Consider the following 15,694-nt stretch of genomic DNA (forward strand, 5'->3'; position numbering starts at 1 on the left):
CGCCGGCGACCCGGCAGGTTCCCTCCCGCGTCCTCGTGCTCTGCCCACACCAGAGGGCAGAGCACGAAGGAGCCACCGGCACACCCCCTCCCCGGACACTCGAGCTCTGCCCACACCAGAGGGCAGAGCACGAGCGTGCGCAGGGAGAGGTGCCGGCCGTGGCCCGGCGGCCGGTCAGCGCGCGGCGGGCGCGGTCTCGGCGGTGCGCGCCAGGAGGTCCTCCAGCGCGGCGAGGACCTCGTCGGCGGTGATCCGGGCCAGCGCCGGGTCCAGCCCGGTGCCCCAGGGGTCGCCGGTGCCGTCGCCGTGCCAGAGCACCACGTGCAGCGGACCGTCGCCGGCCCGCCGGTGCGGCGGGCCCCACAGCGCCGGCGCGACCGGTCCGAAGAGCACCACCGAGGGCCGGCGGTACGCCGTGGCCAGGTGCGCGACGCCGGTGTCGCCGCAGACCACCACGCGCGCGGCGGCGACCGTCGCGGCCAGCTCCAGCGACGTCGTCGTGCCGGCGAGCACTGCCGTGTCGTCCAGGCCCGCCGCCGCGGCGACCGACCGCGCCAGCTCCACCTCGGCCGGGCCGCCGGTGATCCGCACGTCGTGGCCCTGCCCGGCCAGCGACCGGGCGACCGCGGCGAAGCGCTCCACCGGCCACCGCCGGCCGGGGAACGCCGCGCCCGGGTGCACCAGCGCCGCCCCGGTCACCGGCGGGGGCACGGCCGGGACGGCGAGGTCGAGCGCGTCGGGGTCGGCGTCGACCCCCAGCCCCTCGGACACGAGCCGGCACCAGCGGCGCACCTCGTGCTCGTCGGGGTACCAGGTCGGGCCGGGATAGCCGGGGCTGTCGAAGGTCAGCAGCCGCTGCGGCCGCAGGTCGGCGACGACGACGTGCGACAGCGGCCCCTTGCCGTGCAGGTCCACGGCGAGTTCCGGCGGCGGGCCGGACCAGTCCAGCGGCTCGAGCTCGCGCGCGGGCAGCACCTCGTCGACGGCGTCGATCAGCGCGGCCAGCGGCTCCAGCGCGCTCGTGGTGGCCAGCGCCAGCCGGTGACCGGGCACCGCCGCCCGCACCGCGCGGATCGCGGGCACCCCGGTGAGCAGGTCACCGAGCCCCAGCGGCCGCAGCACGACCGCCGAGGGCCTCATGCGCGGGAGCGCTCGACCAGCGCCGTCGTCGAGTGCCCGTCCAGGTACGGCAGCACCACCGCCTGCCCGCCCCAGGTCCGCAGCACCGCGGCCTCGGGCAGGTCGGCACCGGCGTAGTCGCCGCCCTTGGCCCAGACGTCGGGCCGGAGCCGGTCGAGCACCTCGGCCGGGGTGTCCTCGTCGAACACCACGACGGCGTCGACGAACTCCAGCGCCTCCAGCACCCGCGCGCGGTCCGCCGCGGTCACCAGCGGCCGCGAGGGGCCCTTGAGCCGGCGCACCGAGTCGTCGGAGTTGATGCAGACCACCAGGCAGTCACCCAGCCCGCGGGCGGCCCGCAGCGTGGCCACGTGCCCGGCGTGCAGCAGGTCGAAGCAGCCGCCGGTGGCCACGACGGTCCCGCCGGCCGCCCGTACCCGGGAGATCACCGAGTCCACGCCGGGCTCGGCGACCACGTTGGCCGCCGGGCGGTCGACGGCGTCCCACGCCGAGGCACCGCCGCGGCCGACGAACGCCGAGGCCGCCGCCACCGCGCCGGCCACCGCCTCCCCGGTCACCGCGCCGTCGGCCAGCAGCAGCGCCGCCGCGGCGGCGAAGGAATCGCCGGCGCCGCACGGGTCGCCGCCGGTCACCGGCACCGCCGGCACGACCATCGGCGCGCCCTCGCCGTAGGAGAGCAGCGCGCCCCGGGAGCCCAGCGTGACCGCCACGGCGCCCACGCCCCAGTGCCGGATCAGCGCCTCGGCCCGCGCGCCCACCGCGGCCAGCCCGTCGCCGTCGGCGGCCACCCCGGCGGCGGCGGCCACGCGGGCGGCCTCGGCGCCGTTGGGGGTCACCAGGCGGGTCTGCGGCACCGGGTCGGCCCCGCGCGGGTGCGGATCCCACACGATCGGCCCGCCGGCGGCGGACAGCGCCGCGCGCACCTCCGCCGACGCCGTCGTCCCGCGGCCGTAGTCGGCCACCAGCACCGCCGCCGCGTCCCGGAGCACCGCGGCCGCCTCCTCGGGCAGCGCGCCGAGCCGGGCGACCGGGTCGCCGCTGTCGATCCGCACCACCGAGTGGTCGCCGACGCGCACCCGCTGCTTGACCGCCGTGCCGCCGGTGGCCGGGATGGCCACCACCCGCACCCGGCCGGCGAGCAGGGCCCGCAGCCGGTCGGCGCCCTCGTCGGTGTCGAACGGCGCGACCAGCACCACCTCGCGGGTGGTGGCCTGGGCGGCGATCACCGCGGCCAGCGCGGCACCGCCGGGGCGCTCGCGGCGCTCGACGTCCTCGACCACCGGCACCGGCGCGTCGGGGGTGAGCCGGGACGCCGTCCCCACCAGGTCGACGTCGAGCAGGGCGTCGCCGACGACGACCAGCGGCCGGGCAGCGCTCACCGGGCCACCCCGAGCCGGGTCTCGGGCACCCGGGCCGGCTCGGCCAGGACGGCGGCGTCGAAGGCGGCGCAGAGCAGGTGCAGCGCCACCAGGTGGCACTCCTGCACCGTCGCCGTCCACGGGCTGTCCACGCAGACCGCCTCGTCGGCCTCGGCGGCCAGCGGGTTGGGCGCCGGGCCGGTCATCGCCAGCACGGTGATGCCGCACTCGCGCGCGCGGCGGGCGGCGGCGACCGCGTTGGGCGAGCGGCCGGACGTCGACAGCAGGACCAGCACGTCGCCGGCCCGGCCGTGCGCCTCGACCTGCCGGGCGAACAGCTCGTCGGCCGGGTAGTCGTTGGCGATCGCGGTGAGCGAGGAGGTCTCGGCGGTCAGGCAGATCGCCGAGAACGGCGGCCGGTCGGCCCGGTACCGGCCGACCAGCTCGGCGGTCAGGTGCTGGGCCTGCGCCGCGCTCCCGCCGTTGCCGGCGGCCAGCAGCCGGCCGCGGGACTCCCCGCAGAGCACGTCGGCCAGCAGCCGCCCCCAGCGGTCGAGGGTGTCCACGTGCGCGGTGACGTCGCGCAGCGCGGCCGTCAGCGAGGCCACGTGGTCGTGCCCGGTCAGGTGGGTGCAGGTGTCCGGGGAGACGACCTCGGCGGCGGAATGCGGGGCAACACTCATCGGACGGCCTCCACGGGGACGCGGGATGCGAGGACGGACCGGTAGACGGTCTCGGTGTCGGCGACGACCCGGGCCCAGCGGTAGCGGGCCCGGGCCCGGCGGACGCCGGCCGCGCCGTACGCGGCGCGGCGGGCGTCGTCGGCCAGCAGGGCGGCCAGCACCTCGCCGAGCCGCCCGGGGTCACGGGGCGGGACGAGGTCGCCGGTGCGGCCCTCGACGACGCTGTCGACGAGCCCTCCGACGGCGGTGGCCACGACCGGGCGGCCGCAGGCCATGGCCTCGAGCGGGGTGATGCCGAACGGCTCGTACCAGGGCACGGCCAGGACGACGTCGGCCGAGCGGATCCAGGCCGGCACGTCGGCGCGGGAGACCGACCCGGTGAAGCAGACCCGGTCGGCGACGCCGGCGGCCGCGGCGACCGCGCGCAGCCGGCGGACCTCGGGGTCGGCGTCCAGCCGGTCGGCCGGCGGCCCGCCGACGACGACCAGCTCGGCGTCGGGAACGGCGGCCAGGGCACGGACGGCGTCGTCCTGGCCCTTGCGCTCCACCAGCCGGCCGAGCACGAGCAGCCGCGGCCGGCCCGAGCGCGGGGCGACCGGGCCCTTGGGCGTGAACACCGCGGTGTCCACGCCGCAGGGCACGACCGAGACGCGGTCGCTGGACAGCCCCAGCCGGCGCAGCTCGAACACCTCGTCGCTGCAGGTGGCCACGACGTGGGAGACGGTGCGGCACAGCGACCGCTCCAGCTCGATCCGCTGCGGCGGGGAGGTGTCGGCGGCGCCCTGGTGCCGGCGCTTGACCGACCCGAGCGCGTGGAACGTCTGCAGCACCGGGATCCGCCCGGCCGCGGCGACCGAGGCCAGCCCGCTCATCCAGAAGTGCGCGTGCACGAGGTCCGGCGGCGCGGCGGCCCAGGTCCGGCGCAGCGCCGCGGCGAAGTCGGGCATGTGCCGCAGCAGCTCGTCCTTGGGCAGCTCCCGCGCCGGGCCGGCCGGTACGTGCACCACGTCGTAGCCGTCGCCGGTGGTCACGCGGTCGGGGAGGTCGGGGTCGTCCCGGCGGGTGTGCACGGTGACGTCGTGACCGCGCCGGGCCAGGCCCGCCGCCAGCGCGGCGACGTGCACGTTCTGCCCGCCGGCGTCGACACCGCCGATCGCGGCGAGCGGCGAGGCGTGCTCGCTGACCAGGTCGAGCTTCATCGGGTCACCTCCGTGAGCAGCGCGTCCCAGTCGCGCAGGAACCGGGCGAGGCCGTAGCGCTCCAGCGCCGCCGCGCGGGCGGCCTTGCCGGCCAGGCGGGCGGCGTCCTCGTCGTGCAGGTAGGTGCGGACGGCGTTCCACAGCACGTCGGGCCGGGTGGACAGCACCCCGGCGCCGTCGGGCACCGCCTCCACCACCTCGGTGGTGGCCAGGGCGACGACCGGCATGCCCAGGTGCATCGCCTCGAGCAGCGACAGGCCGAGCGAGGTCCAGCGGACCGGGTGCACGTACACCCGCCGCCGCGCCAGCTCCGCGTGCATCGCCGACTGGGGCGGGTCGTCGTGCAGCGCGACCCGGTCGGGGTCCAGGCCGTAGCGCTCGTGCAGCCCGGCCAGCCCCATGCCGAAGACGTCGACCGGCGCGGCGGCGGCCAGCCCGGGCAGCAGGTCGGCGCCGACGGTGCGGCCGCGGCGGACCGGCTCGTTGGTGACGACGGCGGCCCGGGCCAGCTCGCCGGTCCAGCGCTCGCCGGGGTCGACGATGCCGTGCTCGATCACCGTCGTGGGCGCCCGGCCGTTGTCGTAGAACAGCTCGTTGAACGAGGTGACGTGCGCGATCGGGATGTCGTCGCGGTGCCCGAGCGGATGCCGGGTGTGCGGAACCGGTCCGTCACCGGGTTCCAGGCCCGGCGCGTTGTGCTCCAGGAAGACGGCGGGCAGGTCGGCCCCGGGCTCGCGGCCGAGCCACTCGCGCACGAGCTCCAGGTCGCGCATGCGCTGCAGGACGACGACGTCGACGTCCTCCTCGCGCAGTTGCTCGGGTGTGACCTCGCGCGCGGCGGCCGGCCAGTTCCACGTGCGGGCGCGGCCCAGGCCGTCGGGGCCGCGGCCGGGCACGACCGGGATGAGGTACTCGTGCCCGCCCTCCACGAACGCCGTCGTCCAGGAGCCGTGCACGTGCCAGACCAGCACCTTCATGCGACCACCTTCTCCACAGCGGCGACGACGTCCTGCGCGGTGACCGAGGACAGGCAGGGGTGGCCGGGCACCGGGCAGATCCGCGCCCGGGTGCCCCGGCAGGGGGCGTCCTGGTCGCCGAGCAGCACCGTGGGGACGCCGTAGGGCGCCCACCGCGCGGCCGGGACGACCGGCGAGAACAGCGACACCACCGGCGTGCCGACGGCCGCCGCCAGGTGCGCCGGGCCGGTGTTGCCGACGACGACGGCCGCGGCGCCGTCGAGCAGCGCGGCCATCTCGGCCAGCGAGGTGGCGCCGCCGAGGTCGACCCCGCGCGTGCCGGCGACCGCGGCGGTGAGGTCGCGCTCCCCGGGGCCGCCGGTGACCAGCACCCGGTGACCGGCCTCGGCGAGCGCCTCGACCGCCTGCGCGCACCGGTCGGCGGGCCAGGCGCGGGCGGGGACCGAGGCGCCCGGGTGGAGGACGACGTAGCCGGGCTCGTGCGCGACCGGCGGCAGCGGCCGGCGCACCGCCAGCCGCCCGTCGTCGCCCTCGGGCAGCGCGAACCCGGCCGCGGCGGCCAGCGACAGCGCCCGCTCGGGCTCGGGGAGGTCGTCGTCCACGCGGTGCCGGACGTCGAGCAGCGAGCCGGGGTAGTCGACGCTGATCGCCGAGATCCGCGGCACGCCGGCGGTGCGCAGCAGCAGCGCCAGGGGCAGCGGCGACTGGTGGAACGACGTCGACACCACGGCCGCGTCGGGCGCGAGCTCGCGCACGCGGGCGGTGAAGGCGGCGAGGTCGACGGAGTCGACCGGTGGCGGGTCGCCGAGGATCCACGGGCAGGCCCAGGTCCAGACTTCGTCGACGCCGGGGAGCAGCGCGGCGGCCTCGGCCCCGGCCGGGCCGGCGAGGAAGACCACGCGGTCGGCGCCGGCGGCGACCGCCCGGACGAGCGGGCCCTGCAGCAGCACGTCGCCGGCGTTGTCGAGCCGGGCGACGAGCACGGTCCGCGGCCGGCGTACCCCGCCGGCCGGCGTCACCACCGGCCCGCCAGGACGTCGTCGACCGCCGCGGTCAGGGTGCTCGCCCGGCGGGGGGCGGCCGCGACCTCCTCGCGGCGGGTGACCGGAGTGGGCACCATGATCCCGCTGGCGCCGGCGGCCGCCGCGGCCTCGACGTCGGCGGCGATGTCGCCGATGACCACGCAGCGCGCGGGGGCCACGCCGAGCTCCTCGCAGGCGGCGCGCACCATGCCGGGAGCGGGCTTGCGGCAGTCGCAGCCGTCGTCGGGGCCGTGCGGGCAGACCTGCACGGTCTCGAACGGGCCGAGCAGCTCGTCGAGCCGCGCCATGCACGCGTCGACCTGCTCGCGGGTGATCAGGCCCCGGGCGACGCCGGACTGGTTGCTCACCACGCCGACCCGCACTCCGCGGGCGCGCAGCGCGTCGACCGCCTCGCGGGCGCCGGGCACCGGCTTCACCAGCGCGGGATCGCCGTTGTAGGGGTAGTCGCGCACCAGCGTGCCGTCGCGGTCGAAGAGCACGAGGTCGGGCAGGCCGCGCCAGCGCGGCACCCGGCGGTGCTGCACGACGCCCCGGGCCCAGTGCCAGGTGGCCAGCGGCGGGATGAGCGCGCTGGTGGCCAGCATCGTGGTCACCTCGGCGCGATCGCGGGGGCCGGGCGCAATCCGCCGCCAGGCGAACTCCGCGGTGCCGGCGGCCCACGCCAGCGCGGCGGCGGCCGCCGCGCGCGGGCGGCGGGCCAGCGCGAGGCCGGCCGCGGCCAGGGCGGCCGCGGTGACGGCCATGTGCTGCGGCCGGCGGCCCAGCGGGGCGTCGGCCCGGTCGCGCCAGTCCGGCCCGTGCAGCCGGCGCATGAGGACGTCGTCGGCGTTGCCGGCCTGCACGCGCACGCTGACCCAGCGGTCCACCGGCCGCACCGGATGGGTGATCCAGCGCTGCCCGCGGACCAGCCGGGCCCCGGTGTCCATCACCCGCAGCGCGAGGTCGGAGTCCTCCCGGAAGGCGCGGGGGAAGCGCTCGTCGAACCCGCCGACGGCGGCCAGCGCGGCGCGGCGGTAGGCGAGGTCGGCGGTGATCCAGCTGCTGGTGGCCAGCCCCGCGGTGCCGCGCTCCCAGTCGGTGGGCCGGCGGTCCTCCGGAAGGGGCACCCGCACCCGGCCCTGGCTGCCGGCGACGTCGGCGGGCAGGCCGGCCAGGTCGTCGGCCAGGCACTGGTACCAGTCGGGGTCGGGCACGACGTCGTCGTCGAGGAAGGCGATCCAGTCGGTGCGGGCCACCCGCCAGCCGAGGTTGCGGGCGCGGGCGGGGCCGCCCCCACCGGTGCGCACGACGCGGACCGGCGGCAGCCCGGGGCGCTCGGGCCGCAGGGGCTCGCCCGCGGGCCGGTCGTCGACCAGCACGATCTCGGCCGGGCGGGGGCCGGACCCGGTCGCCAGGGCGTCGAGGAGGACGTCCAGCGACGGCCGGCCGATCGTCGGCACGACGACCGTGCAGCGCGCGAGAGCCCCCACCATGATCGGCGTCCTGCCCTGGCCGGTCGCGGCGGAAACACTACGGGCTTGAAGTTTTTCCCGGCCGCGCTCCGCTCGAGGTGCCGGAATCGCGCTTCCGGCACCTCTCCGCGCAGGTCAGCGGCGCGTGCGCACCACCGCCGAGACCCGGGCGAGCGCGTCGGTGACGACGGCGGCGTCGTCCCCCAGTCGGGTGAGCAGGTGGGCGACCAGGTCGTCGTGGGTGGGCCGGGCGGCCTCCAGGCGGGCGCGGCCGGCCGGGGTCAGCCGGGCGTGCAGCAGCCGCTTGTCGCCGGCGCTGCGCTCCCGGACCACCAGCCCCTCGGCGACCAGCCGGGTGATCGTGCTGGTGACGCCGGCGCGGGAGAGCCCCAGGGTGTCGGCGACCTCGCCCATGCTGGCCCGCTCCCCCGGCGCCTCGGCGATCCGCCGCAGCGCCTCGAAGGCGGTCAGCGAGATGCCGTGCTGGCGGTGCAGCGCGGAGTCGACGCGGTGGGTGATCCGGTCGTGCACCTGCACGATCCGCTGCCAGGTCTCCAGCGGGCTCGGGGCAGCGCCGGGGAGGGCGGCGGCGTCGCGCGGGACGGCGGGCGCCAGGACGTCCTCGGAGCGGGCCACCGGACCATCCTCGCCGAGGTCGGCCTCAGGCGCTCCCGGACGCCGGGGCGTCCGGAGGAGCGGGCCGGCGCCGGAGCAGGCCCACGAGGATGCCGCCGGAGACGGCGAGCAGGCCGATCCCCGCCAGCAGCCGCGGCCACGGGGTGCCGGCGGACAGCAGCGGGGTCTCCGCGGCCGCGATCCGCAGGTCGACGGCGACGGCGGCCTCCGACGTCGCGCCGACGACCTCGACCGTCGCCGGACCGGCCGTCGTCCCGGCCGGGATCTGGACGTCGGCGCGGACCGAGCCGTCGGAGCCGGCGGTCGCGGTGCCCAGCTCGGTTCCGTCGACCAGCCGGAAGACCACCCGCTCGCCGGCCACGAAGCCGGAGGCGGTCAGCGTGACCACGCCGCCCGCGGCCACCGCCGCGGTGTCGGCCGACAGCACGGGACCGCCCTCGTCGGCAGGGGCGCCGCCCGGCGGCACGGGGACGTCGCCGGCCTCGGGCATCGGCACCGCGGAGCCCTCGGTCACGTCCGCCTCGCCGGGCGGCGGGGCCGCCGACGGGGGCACGGTGGCCGGCGCGGTCGGCGGGGCGATCGCCGCGCAGTCCTCCTCCGCCGGCCGGGTGAACTCGAAGCCCTCGAGCTCGTCGACGTAGCTGATGCCCGAGCCGTCGAGAGCGGTGTACTCCAGCCGGGAGTCGATCATCTCGCCCCAGCCGACGTCGGCGGTGGTCAGCTCGACGGTCTGGCCGGGCTGCAGCTCGGCGGAGTCCTCGCCGTCCGGCGTCCGGGTCGTGGCGAGCACGACGGCGTACGGGACGGTGCCCGCGGTGACCTCGACGACGACGCCGCCGGGCCGGCAGCTGGGGCCGTGCGTGACGCGGGCGTCGGGGCGCGCGGGGTCGTCGACGGCCGCGGCAGGGCCGGCAAGCCCCACTCCCCCCGCCAGGAGCGCCACCGTGAGCCCCACGAGCAGTGCGGGAGCGCCGGCGACCCTCGGCGTCGTACCGGACGGCACGGCGTTCCCCCTCGAGCAGTCGTGCAACCGGCGATGGGCGACTCCCCGCACCGGCCCCCACATGATGACCGCTGTGACGGAACCCGGACCCCGTGTCACGCCCCCCTCTGGCGTGTCGGTGCGGCGTGTCGCGGAAAAATGTCACGGGTGGGATTCGAGGGACCTCGACGCACCCCCGGCGCCCTGAGACGGCGGTCACTACGGTGGCCCGGGTGACTCCTCCACCGGGCGCCGGGCGCCGCCGTCAGGACGAGGTCTACCGGGCCGGGGTGTACGGACGCCGCCCCCTCGTGCCCACCGCGGCGCGGGCCCTGCAGCGGGCCGCCCGCCGCCGGCTGGACGCGCGGGCCTACGCCTACGTCGCCGGCGGCGCGGGCAGCGAGGCGACCCAGCGGGCCAACGCGGCGGCCTTCGACCGCTGGGCCGTGGTGCCCCGCGTGCTGCGCGACGTGAGCGTGCGGGACACCTCCGTGGAGCTGTTCGGCCGGCGGATCCCCGCGCCGGTGCTGCTCGGCCCGGTGGGCGCCCTGGAGCTCGTGCACCCGGAGGCCGACCTGGCGGTGGCCCGCGCCGCGGCGTCCCTGGGTGTGCCGATGGTCTTCTCCAACCAGGCGTCGGTGCCGATGGAGGAGTGCGCCGCGGCGATGGGCGACGCCCCGCGGTGGATGCAGCTGTACTGGTCGACCTCCGACGAGCTGGTGGAGAGCCTGGTCGGCCGGGCGGAGGCGGCCGGCTGCGACGCGCTGGTGGTCACCCTCGACACCACGATGCTCGGCTGGCGCCCGCGCGACCTCGACCTCGGCCACCTGCCGTTCGCGCTCGGCAAGGGGATCGCCCAGTACACCTCCGACCCGGTGTTCCGGCGGCTGGTGGAGGAGCGCGCTTCCGCACCGGCGCCGGCGCAGCCGGGGGCGTCGGCGGAGCGGGACCGGCAGCCCCGGCCCACGCTGGCCGCCGTCCGGGCGCTGGTCGGCATGGCCCGTGCCTGGCCCGGACCGCTGCTGGAGAACCTGCGCTCGCCGCTGCCGCGCGCCGCCGTCGAGACCTTCCTGGCCATCTACTCGAGGCCCTCCATCACCTGGGACGACCTCGCCTGGCTGCGCGGCCGCACCCGGCTGCCGATCGTGCTCAAGGGCGTCCTGCACCCCGACGACGCCCGGCGCGCGCTGGACTGCGGCGTCGACGGGGTCGTGGTGAGCACCCACGGCGGCCGGCAGGTGGACCGCTCGATCGCCGCGCTGGACGCGCTCCCCGAGGTCGTCGCCGCCGTGGGCGACCGCGCGCCGGTGCTGCTGGACAGCGGCATCCGCGGCGGCGCGGACGTGCTGACCGCGGTCGCGCTCGGTGCCCGGGCGGTGCTGCTCGGCCGGCCCTACGCGTGGGGCCTGGGCCTGGCCGGGGAGGCCGGCGTGCGGCAGGTGGTCGGCGACGTCCTCGGCGAGTTCGACCTCAGCCTCGGGCTGACCGGGCACACCGCGGTCGACCAGCTCTCCCCGGAGGTCCTGCGCCGCGTGCCGTGAGCCGGCCGGAATAGCGCTTCCGGCACCGGTGGACGACGCTGCCCGCGTGAGCGGTCCCTCCGTGCGCAGCCAGCTGTTCCGCCGCAAGCCGGTGGCGGCGATGGTCGAGGAGACCGGCGCCGAGCAGGCCGACGGCGGCGCGCTGGCCCGCCGGATCGGGCCCGGGCAGCTGATGGGCCTCGGCATCGGCGCGACCATCGGCACCGGGATCTTCTTCGTGCTCACCACGGCGGTGCCCGAGGCGGGCCCGGCCGTGGTGGTCTCGTTCGTGCTGGCCGCGGTCACCGCCGGCTTCACCGCGCTCTGCTACGCCGAGCTGGCCTCGACCATCCCGGTCGCCGGCTCCTCGTACTCCTACGCCTACGCCACGCTGGGCGAGGTCGTCGCCTACGCCGTGGGCTGGTGCCTGGTGCTGGAGTACGCGGTGAGCTCGGCGGCGGTGTCGGTGGGCTGGAGCGAGTACGTCAACGAGCTGCTCGACGACACGATCGGCGTCCGCATCCCCGACGCGCTGTCCGCGGCGCCGGGCGCCGGCGGGGTGGTGAACCTGCCGGCGGTCGTGCTCGTAACCCTCTGCGCGCTGCTGCTGGTGCGCGGGGCCAGCGAGTCGGCGCGGGCCAACGCGGTGATGGTCGTGCTGAAGATCGCCGTCCTGCTGTTCTTCTCGGTGCTCGCGTTCACCGCGTTCGAGTCGGCCAACTACGCGCCGTTCGCACCGATGGGGATCGCCGGCGTGAGCGCCGCGGCGTCGTCGATCTTCTTCTCGTTCATCGGCCTGGACGCCGTCTCCACCGCCGGCGAGGAGGTGCGCGACCCGCGGCGCACGCTGCCGCTGGCGATCCTGGGCGCCCTGGCCGTGGTGACGACGGTCTACCTGCTCGTCGCGTTCTCCGCGGTCGGCGCGCAGCCGGCCGACCGGTTCACCGGCCAGGAGGCGGGCCTCGCGGTGATCCTCGAGGACGTCACGGGCTCGCGGTGGCCGGCGATCGTGCTCGCCGCCGGGGCGGTCATCTCGATCTTCTCGGTCACGCTCGTGACGATGTACGGCCAGACGCGGATCCTGTTCGCGATGAGCCGGGACGGCATGATCCCGACGCTGTTCAGCCGCGTCGACCCGCGCACGCTGACCCCGGTGCGCGGCACGATCGCCGTCGCGCTGTTCGTGGGGGTCCTGGCCGGGTTCGTGCCGCTGGACTTCCTCATCGACCTGACCAGCATGGGCACGCTCGTCGCCTTCACCGTGGTCTCGATCGGCGTCATGGTGCTGCGCCGGCGGGCCCCCGAGCTCCCCCGCGGCTTCCGGGTGCCGGGCTATCCCGTCGTGCCGGTCCTGTCGGTCGCCTTCTGCCTCTACCTGGTCGCCGGGCTGTCGGGGACGACGTTCCTGCTCTTCGCCGCCTGGCTGCTGCTGGCCGCGGTGGTCTACGTGACCTACGCCCGCACCCACTCGGCGCTGCGATGACCCTGGTGGCCGGCACCGCCGTCGAGGGTCCGGACGTCGACGAGGCCCCGCTGCGGCTGGCCGCGCTGCTGGCCCGCACCGGCGGGGAGGACGTCGTCGTGACGACGGTGACCGCCCGCGGCTTCCCCGATCCGCGGGTCGACCGCGAGTACCGCGCGTTCGTCGCCCGCACCGTGGCCGAGGGCCAGGCGGCGGCGGTGCGGCTGCTGGCCGGGGAGGGGGTGGCGGGGGCGAGCACGCTCGCGCTGGAGGCGACGTCGGTGCCGGCGGGGCTGGTGGAGGCGGTGCGCCGCACGGCGGCCTCGCTGCTGGTGCTCGGCCCGGCGTCGCGGGCGCCGGCCGGGCGGTTCGCCGCGGGCAGCGTGACCGGCCACCTGCTGCACTCCTCCCCCGTGCCGCTCGCGCTGGCGCCCCGGTCGGTGCCCGGCGACCCCGCCGGCCGGGTCACCCGGCTCACCTGCGCCTGGGCCGGCACCGAGCGCTCCCGCGAGGCGCTGGCCTGGACCCGGCGCACCGCGGCGGCCTGGGGCGTGCCGGTGCGGCTGGTCACCTTCGCGCCGGAGCGGGCGCCGATGCTGCCGTCGGAGACCGGGCTGCGGGTGGAGGCGGTGGTCGCCGCCCAGTGGGCCGGGCAGGCGCAGGCCGACCTGGACGCCGTCGTCGCCGGGTGGGAGGGGTCACCGGCGCCGGAGACCCTCGTCGCCCGCGGCCGCAGCTGGGCCGGCGCGGTGGCCGCCGGGCGGTGGACGGCGGGCGACGTGCTGGTCATCGGCTCGTCCCGCCTGGGCCCGCTGGCGCGGGTCTTCCTCGGGTCCACGGCGACGCAGATCCTGCGGGCGGCGCCGGTGCCGACCGTCGTCGTCCCGGTCTGAGCCGACACGCCGGGCGGGGGTTGACCCTCCGGTGTGCGCTGGGTCACAGTGGTTGCGGGCGGGGGCAGCCGGCAAACAGTGGCCACCCACTGCTGGGTGGACCGACCAACGCGGCCAGACCGTCAGGACCGGCCCCCCGCCCCACATCCCGCCCCCCTGCCACCTGCGCCGCCGCGCGGGGGCGAGCAGGATGGAGCGGTGAGCAGCAGCGTGCAGATCCCCGGAATCAGCCGGCCCGTCCCGACCGGCGTCTTCATCGGCGGCACGTGGCGGGATGCCACGGGTGGCGCCACCTTCGCCGTCCACGACCCGGCCGACGGCACCGACCTGGCCACGGTCGCCGACGCGACCGTCGAGGACGCGCAGGCGGCCATGGACGCCGCGGCCGCGGCCGCTCCGGGCTGGGCGGCCACCCCGCCCCGGCAGCGCGGGGAGATCCTGCGGCGGGCCTTCGAGGCGATGGTCGCCCGCGGCGACGAGATCGCCCTGCTCATGGTCCGCGAGAACGGCAAGACGATGACCGACGCCCGCGGCGAGCTCACCTACGCCGCGGAGTTCTTCCGCTGGTTCAGCGAGGAGGCCGTGCGGATCGACGGCGACTACCGCGTCGCGCCCGCGGGCGGCACGCGCACCGTCGTCGTCCGCCAGCCGGTGGGCATCTCCCTGGCGATCACGCCGTGGAACTTCCCGGCCGCGATGATCACCCGCAAGCTCGGCCCGGCGTTCGCCGCCGGCTGCCCGGTGGTGCTCAAGCCCGCCGAGGAGACGCCGCTGACCGCGCTGCTGATCGCCGAGATCCTCGTCGAGGCCGGGCTGCCCGAGGGCGTGCTCAGCGTGCTGCCGACCACCAACGCCAAGGACGTCGCCGGCGCGGTCATGGCCGATCCGCGGCTGCGCAAGGTCAGCTTCACCGGCTCGACCGAGGTCGGTCGGGTGCTGCTCAAGCAGGCCGCCGACCAGGTGCTGGTCAGCTCGATGGAGCTGGGCGGGAACGCGCCGTTCATCGTCTGCGCCGACGCCGACCTCGACGCCGCCGTCGAGGGCGCGATGGTGGCCAAGCTGCGCAACGGCGGCGAGGCCTGCACCGCGGCCAACCGCTTCTACGTCGAGGACGCCGTCGCCGACGAGTTCGCCCGCCGGCTCGCCGAGCGGATGGGCGCGCTCACCCTCGGCCGCGGCGACGACGAGGGCGTGGGGCTCGGGCCGCTGGTCAACGAGGAGACCGTGGGCAAGGTCGACCGCATCGTCCGCGAGACCATCGGCGCCGGCGCCCGCGCCGTCCTCGGCGGCGAGCGCCCCGACGGCCCCGGGTACTTCTACCCGCCGACCGTGCTGCTCGACGTGCCGGCGGGGTCGGCGGCCACCGAGGAGGAGATCTTCGGCCCGGTCGCCCCGATCGTCCGCTTCTCCTCCGACGACGAGGTGCTGCGCCTGGCCAACGGCACCGAGTACGGCCTGGTCTGCTACGTCTTCACCGGCGACCTCGCCCGCGGCCTGCGGATGGCCGAGGCGCTGGAGTCGGGCATGGTCGGCATCAACCGGGGCGTGGTGAGCGACCCGGCGGCGCCCTTCGGCGGCGTCAAGCAGAGCGGCATCGGGCGCGAGGGCGGGCACGAGGGCCTGACCGAGTACCTGCAGACCAAGTACATCTCCTTCCCGCTCTAGCCATTCGCTGGTCGGGCACCAGTGCCCGGCAAGTGACGCGTTCGAGGCTCCTCGCGACCACGGCACCCGGCCGCCCCGGCCGACCGCCGTTCCGACGAGGAGTCCTCGAGCCATGCGCAGCACCGTCCGCACCCGTTCCGCCGCCACCCGTTCCGCTGCGGTCGCCCTCGCTGCCGGCGCCCTGTTCCTGGGCGCCTGCAGCAGCGCCGACCTGCCCGGCGCCGCCCCCGCCGACGCCCCCGCCTCCGGGGACGCCGGCGGGGACGGACCGGACATCGAGCCGATGGCCGACGGGCCGGCGTCGCCCGAGAGCCCCGACGTGCCGGGCAGCGCCGCGGAGGGCGCCACCAGCGGCGACGAGGACACCTGCACCACGCTGATCACCTACGGCGCGCTGGTGCCGCTCTCGCTGATCCCCGGGTCCAGCGGCGAGGTGGACCTCTCCGGCGCGATCGAGCTGCTGGTCTCGATCGAGGAGCTGGCCACGGGCAACCAGGCCGAGACCGAGGCGGTGCACGACGCGGCCGTCGACGTGGGCGCCGCGGCCGCCGACGCCGCGGCCGCGCTGGAGGACGGCGGCGACCCGGAGGAGCCGATCACCACCTTCCTGGAGTCGCTGGAGCCGCTGGGTGCGGCCTGCACCGAGGCCGGCGTGACGCTGGAGTGACCCCCGGCCGGGTGCAGC

14 protein-coding genes are annotated in these 15,694 nt (G+C 77.4%); 5 read left to right on the forward strand and 9 right to left on the reverse strand.

Translation table 11 applies throughout. From position 1 onward, the window contains the following. Positions 1-174 precede the first annotated feature (174 nt). The 9 genes from ACI79R_RS08320 to ACI79R_RS08360 all read right to left on the reverse strand — a co-directional run bounded on the left by ACI79R_RS08320 (position 175) and on the right by ACI79R_RS08360 (position 9,490). Positions 175-1,140 carry a glycosyltransferase family 9 protein gene (locus ACI79R_RS08320; RefSeq protein ID WP_456573127.1) on the reverse strand — a complete coding sequence of 322 codons (966 nt, stop codon included), beginning with the start codon at positions 1,138-1,140 and terminating at the stop codon, positions 175-177. Next, positions 1,137-2,519, reverse strand: a complete 1,383-nt coding sequence (rfaE2, locus tag ACI79R_RS08325; RefSeq protein WP_456573128.1) for a D-glycero-beta-D-manno-heptose 1-phosphate adenylyltransferase — start codon at positions 2,517-2,519, stop codon at positions 1,137-1,139. Before rfaE2 ends, ACI79R_RS08320 begins: the two co-directional genes overlap by 4 nt. Further along, the gene (locus ACI79R_RS08330) at positions 2,516-3,181 is read right to left on the reverse strand and encodes a D-sedoheptulose-7-phosphate isomerase (protein WP_456573129.1); all 666 of its coding nucleotides are present in this window, start codon (positions 3,179-3,181) and stop codon (positions 2,516-2,518) included. The genes rfaE2 and ACI79R_RS08330 overlap by 4 nt, the downstream gene beginning before the upstream one ends. Continuing rightward, positions 3,178-4,380: a glycosyltransferase gene (locus ACI79R_RS08335; RefSeq protein WP_456573130.1), complete on the reverse strand. Its 1,203-nt coding sequence runs from the start codon at positions 4,378-4,380 to the stop codon at positions 3,178-3,180. The genes ACI79R_RS08330 and ACI79R_RS08335 overlap by 4 nt, the downstream gene beginning before the upstream one ends. Then, positions 4,377-5,357, reverse strand: a complete 981-nt coding sequence (locus tag ACI79R_RS08340) for a glycosyltransferase (RefSeq protein WP_456573131.1) — start codon at positions 5,355-5,357, stop codon at positions 4,377-4,379. Before ACI79R_RS08340 ends, ACI79R_RS08335 begins: the two co-directional genes overlap by 4 nt. Then, positions 5,354-6,379: a glycosyltransferase family 9 protein gene (locus ACI79R_RS08345; protein WP_456573132.1), complete on the reverse strand. Its 1,026-nt coding sequence runs from the start codon at positions 6,377-6,379 to the stop codon at positions 5,354-5,356. The genes ACI79R_RS08340 and ACI79R_RS08345 overlap by 4 nt, the downstream gene beginning before the upstream one ends. After that, on the reverse strand, positions 6,373-7,872 hold the full coding sequence (locus ACI79R_RS08350; RefSeq protein WP_456573133.1) for an HAD-IIIA family hydrolase: 1,500 nt from the start codon (positions 7,870-7,872) through the stop codon (positions 6,373-6,375). Before ACI79R_RS08350 ends, ACI79R_RS08345 begins: the two co-directional genes overlap by 7 nt. Positions 7,873-7,986: 114 nt before the next feature. After that, the gene (locus tag ACI79R_RS08355) at positions 7,987-8,487 is read right to left on the reverse strand and encodes a MarR family winged helix-turn-helix transcriptional regulator (RefSeq protein WP_456573134.1); all 501 of its coding nucleotides are present in this window, start codon (positions 8,485-8,487) and stop codon (positions 7,987-7,989) included. 25 nt (positions 8,488-8,512) lie between these two features. After that, positions 8,513-9,490, reverse strand: a complete 978-nt coding sequence (locus ACI79R_RS08360; protein WP_456573135.1) for a hypothetical protein — start codon at positions 9,488-9,490, stop codon at positions 8,513-8,515. A 212-nt stretch (positions 9,491-9,702) separates the two neighbouring features. Here ACI79R_RS08360 and ACI79R_RS08365 point away from each other — a divergent pair, with 212 nt between their 5' ends. The 5 genes from ACI79R_RS08365 (at position 9,703) to ACI79R_RS08385 (ending at position 15,676) form a co-directional block, all read left to right on the forward strand. Then, on the forward strand, positions 9,703-11,010 hold the full coding sequence (locus ACI79R_RS08365) for an alpha-hydroxy-acid oxidizing protein (RefSeq protein WP_456573136.1): 1,308 nt from the start codon (positions 9,703-9,705) through the stop codon (positions 11,008-11,010). A gap of 46 nt (positions 11,011-11,056) precedes the next feature. Further along, positions 11,057-12,472 carry an amino acid permease gene (locus tag ACI79R_RS08370; RefSeq protein WP_456573137.1) on the forward strand — a complete coding sequence of 472 codons (1,416 nt, stop codon included), beginning with the start codon at positions 11,057-11,059 and terminating at the stop codon, positions 12,470-12,472. Beyond that, positions 12,469-13,344, forward strand: a complete 876-nt coding sequence (locus ACI79R_RS08375; RefSeq protein ID WP_456573138.1) for a universal stress protein — start codon at positions 12,469-12,471, stop codon at positions 13,342-13,344. Before ACI79R_RS08370 ends, ACI79R_RS08375 begins: the two co-directional genes overlap by 4 nt. A gap of 198 nt (positions 13,345-13,542) precedes the next feature. Beyond that, positions 13,543-15,009, forward strand: a complete 1,467-nt coding sequence (locus tag ACI79R_RS08380) for an NAD-dependent succinate-semialdehyde dehydrogenase (protein ID WP_456573139.1) — start codon at positions 13,543-13,545, stop codon at positions 15,007-15,009. Positions 15,010-15,121: 112 nt separating this feature from the next. Further along, positions 15,122-15,676, forward strand: a complete 555-nt coding sequence (locus tag ACI79R_RS08385) for a hypothetical protein (protein WP_456573140.1) — start codon at positions 15,122-15,124, stop codon at positions 15,674-15,676. The last annotated feature ends 18 nt before the right edge of the window (positions 15,677-15,694 follow it).

The sequence above is a fragment of the Blastococcus sp. SYSU D00820 genome (assembly GCF_054050695.1).

What these genes read in the sequence shown, in the direction of transcription:
- ACI79R_RS08330 (WP_456573129.1), bottom strand. Translation starts at nt 3,181, where the DNA reads ATGAGTGTTGCCCCGCATTCCGCCGCCGAGGTCGTCTCCCCGGACACC.
- ACI79R_RS08320 (WP_456573127.1), bottom strand. Translation starts at nt 1,140, where the DNA reads ATGAGGCCCTCGGCGGTCGTGCTGCGGCCGCTGGGGCTCGGTGACCTG.
- ACI79R_RS08385 (WP_456573140.1), top strand. Translation starts at nt 15,122, where the DNA reads ATGCGCAGCACCGTCCGCACCCGTTCCGCCGCCACCCGTTCCGCTGCG.
- ACI79R_RS08340 (WP_456573131.1), bottom strand. Translation starts at nt 5,357, where the DNA reads ATGAAGGTGCTGGTCTGGCACGTGCACGGCTCCTGGACGACGGCGTTC.
- ACI79R_RS08335 (WP_456573130.1), bottom strand. Translation starts at nt 4,380, where the DNA reads ATGAAGCTCGACCTGGTCAGCGAGCACGCCTCGCCGCTCGCCGCGATC.
- ACI79R_RS08350 (WP_456573133.1), bottom strand. Translation starts at nt 7,872, where the DNA reads ATGGTGGGGGCTCTCGCGCGCTGCACGGTCGTCGTGCCGACGATCGGC.
- ACI79R_RS08375 (WP_456573138.1), top strand. Translation starts at nt 12,469, where the DNA reads ATGACCCTGGTGGCCGGCACCGCCGTCGAGGGTCCGGACGTCGACGAG.